General features: G+C 65.4%; 7 protein-coding genes. 3 read left to right on the top strand and 4 right to left on the bottom strand.

All coding sequences use genetic code 11. The features are described from left to right. The 4 genes from AC1DSN_RS17830 to AC1DSN_RS17815 all read right to left on the bottom strand — a co-directional run. On the bottom strand, positions 1-829 hold an 829-nt coding region (locus AC1DSN_RS17830), incomplete at its 3' end, for an SDR family NAD(P)-dependent oxidoreductase (RefSeq protein ID WP_477331981.1). Between the two features lie 74 nt (positions 830-903). Continuing rightward, complete coding sequence (locus tag AC1DSN_RS17825) at positions 904-1,569, bottom strand: TetR/AcrR family transcriptional regulator (RefSeq protein WP_477295913.1); 666 nt, start codon at positions 1,567-1,569, stop codon at positions 904-906. A 35-nt stretch (positions 1,570-1,604) separates the two neighbouring features. Then, positions 1,605-2,339 carry an anti-sigma factor gene (locus tag AC1DSN_RS17820; protein ID WP_477295912.1) on the bottom strand — a complete coding sequence of 245 codons (735 nt, stop codon included), beginning with the start codon at positions 2,337-2,339 and terminating at the stop codon, positions 1,605-1,607. Beyond that, the gene (locus AC1DSN_RS17815) at positions 2,336-2,893 is read right to left on the bottom strand and encodes a sigma-70 family RNA polymerase sigma factor (RefSeq protein WP_213950185.1); all 558 of its coding nucleotides are present in this window, start codon (positions 2,891-2,893) and stop codon (positions 2,336-2,338) included. The genes AC1DSN_RS17820 and AC1DSN_RS17815 overlap by 4 nt, the downstream gene beginning before the upstream one ends. 53 nt (positions 2,894-2,946) lie before the next feature. Here AC1DSN_RS17815 and AC1DSN_RS17810 point away from each other — a divergent pair, with 53 nt between their 5' ends. The 3 genes from AC1DSN_RS17810 to AC1DSN_RS17800 all read left to right on the top strand — a co-directional run. Then, positions 2,947-3,798, top strand: a complete 852-nt coding sequence (locus AC1DSN_RS17810) for a hypothetical protein (RefSeq protein ID WP_477331979.1) — start codon at positions 2,947-2,949, stop codon at positions 3,796-3,798. A 65-nt stretch (positions 3,799-3,863) separates the two neighbouring features. Then, a complete protein-coding gene (locus AC1DSN_RS17805; RefSeq protein ID WP_477295910.1) occupies positions 3,864-4,823 on the top strand; it encodes an acyl-CoA desaturase in 960 nt (319 codons plus the stop codon). Between the two features lie 2 nt (positions 4,824-4,825). Next, a partial coding sequence (locus AC1DSN_RS17800) for an FAD-dependent oxidoreductase (protein WP_477331977.1) occupies positions 4,826-5,313 on the top strand: 488 nt, incomplete at its 3' end.

The raw sequence follows: 5,313 nt of genomic DNA, 5'->3' as shown, positions 1-5,313 counted from the left end.
CGCCGATATCGGTCGAGCGACTGATCGCCAGCCAGCGCTCATCGGTTTCGCGACGTGCCTGCTCCGCCTCGCCCGCGTACTTCGCCGCGTCGCTACCCAGGAGCAGGCGGACCGGTGGACGCGGATGCGCGGCAAGGCGAAGTACCACCTCGGCGACACGCACCGGATCRCCGGTCTCGTTACCGGCGTACCCGGACAGCATGTTGCGGAGGGCACCGACCGTGCTCTCGTAATCGGGCAGGAATGGCGGGAGGTCAGCGCCCGCGCGGCGCGCCCAATCGGTGCGCATGCCACCCGGCTCGATCGCCGTGACGTGCACGCCCAGCGCGCCGAGCTCAGTGGCGAGCACTTCGGAAAGTCCGCCGACCGCCCATTTCGCGGCCTGGTACGCCGACATGCCGGGCATGCCGATACGGCCACCGACTGAAGAGACGTTGATGACACGGCCGCTACGACGCTCGCGCATGTGGCTGACGGCGGCGCGGGTGAGGTTGACGACACCGAACAGATTGGTCTCGATCTGCGCGCGGTAGTCGGCAGACGACATCTGTTCGAAGGGAACGAGCTGGCCGTAGCCGGCGTTGTTGACCAGCACATCGAGCTGGCCGAACGCGTCGAGCGTGAAGCGTACGGCGTCGATACACGCGGCCTCGTCGGTGACATCGAGCGCCGTGACTTTAAGCGTCTCGGGGAAGCGGCTGCGGAGATCGTCGAGCGTCTCGACGCGTCGCGCGGTGGCGACCACGCGATGGCCAGCGGCGAGTGCCGCTTCGGCGATATCGCGACCGAGACCGGCGCCGCTGCCGGAAATGAGCCAGACCTGTGACATGGAGAATCCTCGTTATAGTGAGTGAGTACACACTCGATTAATGGTTCAGGAAAAACCTGGATGGAAAGGGCGACTCAGGCGGACCCGATGGCGCGCCAGATGGCTTCGAAGCCGGCCCGCCGGTAGTCGCTGGCTTCAGCGGTGTTCTTTGCCATGAATTGCAGGGTCGTTTCCGCGACGGCGGTGATGATGCCGGCCATGAACCCGATCGGTTGCCCGTGACGCAATACGCCCGACGCCATCCCCTCGTCGAACAAACCGGCGATATCCCCGAACACACGTTCACCTTCGACGCGCGTGGACGCCGTAATGCGCTCGGACACCGTGAGCTGGGACATCGCGACGCGAAGGGCGGGTTCGGCCATGCCCCAATCGAGGTAACGATTCCAGACATGTTCGAAGCGCTCTTCGATCGGGGCACGCGAGGGATAGCCCTCATACATCGTGTCGCGCAGGCTGTTTTTCGCGCTCAGGTAGAGCTCGTTGAGCAGGATGTCCTTGTCCGCGAAGTAGGTGAAGATCGAGCCTTCGGCCACCCCGGCCCGCTTTGCGATCAGCGCGGTCGGGGCGCCCATGCCGCGTTCTGCCACGGCTTGCGCGGCGGCGGCGAGGATGGCGGTCCGTTTTTCTTCGCTTTTGAGGCGGGCCATGGGGCATCTATAATAAGTGAGTGCTTGCTCATTATGGAGGCGTGTGGGGATATTGCAAGCACCCCATCGCCGATGAATCGGCTCATACAAGGAGCTAACAGCAATGAGCGACGCTGTATGAAGCGTCAGGCGGCGCGGATGGCGCCCTTGGCGATGACCGGACCGGTGGGCTGACCGGTGGGAGAGCCACCGACCGGTTCCAGGGAGACCGCGAGCGCGGCTGTCGGGCCGAGGCGGTCCAGGAGCGCCTTGGCCAGATGGAAGCGCTTCGGATCGCCGGGCGGGAAGACGCCGACGGAAATCGGTGCGCCGCCGGCCGGAATCAGCCATAGCTCGGTGTTGCGGTCCGAGGCGACGGCGGCCGGGCTGGCCGGCACGACGAGTAACTCGGAACGGTCGATGTCCATGGTGGCCGTCCAGCCGGCAACGCCGTTGTCGCCGGCGATGGTGGAGACCATGAGGACCGAGGGATGCGTGGCGATGGGCGGAGGCAACTGCCGGGTCATGGTGATCACCAGCAGGCAGGCGGCCACCGCCGTGGCGCCGACACCGATCCAGCGCCACAGGCCCAGACTGTCCCAGACACTCGTGCGGGGACGCGACGATTCGCGTGACGGCGTGCCCGCGTCGAAGGCGAGGCGACGACGGATGCCGGCCCAGACATGGGCGGGAGGCGCGATGTCGGTGATTTCCAGGGCCAGCGGCGTGACGTGGCGCTGCCACAACGCCACGGCCGCCGCGGCCTCGGGGCTGGTCTCGACTTCCCGTGCCACCGCGGCTCGCGCGTCGGCATCGAGCAACCCGAGTGCGTACTCGGCGTAGCGCAGGTTGTCTTTGTCGGATTCGAAGGTGCTGTTCATGGATTAAGACACGCCCTGAGTTGCAGGAGACCGCGACGAATCCAGCTTTTCATGGTGCCCAGGGGCACCTTTGCACGTTCCGCCAACTCGTTATACGTAGCGCCGCCAAAAAAAGCTTCACGAATGGAGCGGCGCTGCTGGGTTTCCAGTTCGGCCAGGCAGGCCTGCAGATGTCGATACTCCTCGTCGCTCTCCGCGCCATGCGCGGGGCCGGGACCGTCGTCGACGAGGGTCTCCCAATCGACCTCGACTGGACGCAGGTCGGGACGCTGGCGCAGCCGGTCGATGGCCTTGTTGCGGGCGACGGTGACTAGCCAGGTGAGAGCGCTGGAGAGTTTCGCGTCAAAGCTGCGGGCGCGTTTCCAGACGGTGACGAAGGCTTCCTGAAGCACCTCTTCGGCCTCCTCACGGTCGCCCATCAGCCGCACGCAGACGCCGAACAGTCGCGACGAGGTGCGCCGGTACAGCTCTTCAAACGCGCGCTGGTCTTCCTCCGCGGTACGTTGCAACAGTCGATTCAGCTCGTCGCGATCGGCGGGGCTGGTGGCTGGCATGCGTGGGTCCTTAAGGCGGGCGGGCGGTCGAACAGTGCAGGCCGATCTATAACATGACCGTGGTGAGCGCGTCGCGATCCGCATCCGCCCTTCACATCTTCTCGTATCCACTGTCACGCATTACCGCCGAGGACGAGCACTCCGTGAGGCTACTTTCATCCGCTCCGATGGTCCCCTTCGCCGCGGCCGCCTGCCTGGCCAGCGCCTCCGCCCCTGCCGCCACCGAGCGCTTTGTCGGCGATGCGTACGCGCCTGACAACGGGCAGCTGTTGTACCGCGAGGTCCATACGGTCGGTTCGGGGCGCCAGGTCGTGCAGTACCAGTGCCCCGACGGGAAGGCGTTCGCGCGCAAGGTTCTCGAGGGCGGTGGCACGGTCATCGGACCGGACTTCAGTTTTGTCGACGCGCGTACCGGCGATGCGGAGGGCGTGCGCTCGAACGGGGGTGCCCGGAGCGTTTACGCCAAGCGTGGTGCGGGTGGAGAAGTCGCCAAGCCCCTGCCGGACAAGAAGGACGGCGTGATCGACGCGGGCTTCGACGTTTACGTCCGTGCCCACTGGGATAGCGTCGGCAAGCGGGGGGACGGTATTCCCTTCTTGTTGCCGGGCCGCTTCGCCTTCTACGACGTGCGCCTGGTGGACGGGCAGACCAGCGGCGGGGTCCGGCGCATGACGATGAAGCTCGATGCCTGGTACGCCTTCGCGGCACCCACGGTCGTGCTCAGTTACACCACGACCGACCGCACCCTGCGCCGCTTCGAGGGCATGGGCTCGATCCGGGGGGAGAACGGCAAGCTTCGCCCCGTACGTATCGAATTTCCGCCGGACAAGCGCGAAGGCAACATCGCCGACGCCGCCGTGGACGAGGCGCTGGCCACGAAACTCGACGGTCGCTGCACCATCTAGGCCAGGTTCGTGCATCCGTAACCCGTAACGCCCCGTATAGGTAAGGGAACACCACGGGAGCCCGCATGAACGTCCGCCTCAACGCCACGCCCGAGCCACCCCCGGTGGCACTTCGCGTCGGTACCCTGCGCCGATGGTTCGATACCTCTGGCGCCGCGTCGGTCGACGCATCCCGGGGCGACCGTATCGACTGGCTCCGTGCGTCGCCGTTCGTGGTCATGCATCTGGCGTGTATCGGGGCCCTCTGGACGGGCGTGTCGACCGTGGCGATCTGCGTGGCGGTCGCACTGTATGCGGTCAGGATGTTCGCCTTAACGGCGTTCTACCACCGCTATTTCTCGCATCGCACGTTTCGCACGTCGCGTCCGGTGCAGTTCTTCTTCGCCCTGATCGGCGCAAGTTGCGTACAGCGGGGCCCGTTGTGGTGGGCTGCTCATCATCGCCACCACCATCGTCACACCGACACGCCGCTGGATCCCCACTCGCCGGGCGTTCATGGGTTCCTCTGGAGCCACGTCGGCTGGTTTCTGACCCCCAACGGGTTCCGTACCGAGATCGAGCGCGTGCCCGACCTGGCGAAATATCCGGAGCTGCGTTGGCTGGACCGCTACGACACGGCGGTCCCTGTGCTGCTCGCCGTCGCGCTATTCGGCCTCGGCAAACTTCTCGAGCATGTGGCGCCGGGCCTCGGCACCAGCGGTTGGCAGATGCTGGTGTGGGGCTTCTTCATTTCCACCACCATCCTCTTTCATGCCACGGTGACGATCAACTCGCTCGCGCATCGCTTCGGTCGCCGACGCTTCGATACCGCAGACGACAGCCGCAACAACGTGTGGCTTGCACTGCTGACGTTCGGCGAAGGCTGGCACAACAACCATCACTTCTTTCCCGGCACCGTGCGTCAGGGCTTTCGCTGGTGGGAAATCGACATGACGTACTACGGTCTGCGCGTGATGGCGTGGCTGGGTCTGGTCCATGACCTCAAACCTATCCCCGCCTGGGTCGCCGCGAAGGCGAGGGGCTGACGATGCGCGTTGCCGTCATCGGCTCGGGCATCGCGGGGCTCGCCTCGGCGTGGTTGCTATCGCGCAAGCACGAGGTGACCCTGTTCGAAGCCAATGATTACCCGGGTGGGCATACGCACACCCATGACATCCGGCTCGATGGCCGCGACTACAGGGTAGACACGGGTTTCATTGTGCATAACCGCGCGCATTATCCGTTGTTGTCGGCCTTGTTCGATGAGCTGGGGGTGGCGACCCAGCCGACCGCCATGAGTTTTTCGGTGCGCAACCAGGCCAGCGGTCTCGAGTACAACGCCGCCAACCTCGATACCTTGTTTTGCCAGCGTCGCAACCTGCTCTCACCGCGTTTCCTTGGCATGATTCGCGACCTGATGCGTTTCTACCGCGACGCCCCTCGTTTGCTCGATGAGGCCGGCGACGGTCCCACGCTCGGCGAGTACCTGGAACGGGGTGGCTACGGTGTGGCATTCCGCGACGAGCACCTCGTGCC

The sequence above is a fragment of the Luteibacter sp. P4_D7_3 genome (assembly GCF_056401735.1).
Note: the sequence above shows the minus strand (reverse complement) of the source record. Positions and strands in the feature narration are given on the sequence as shown.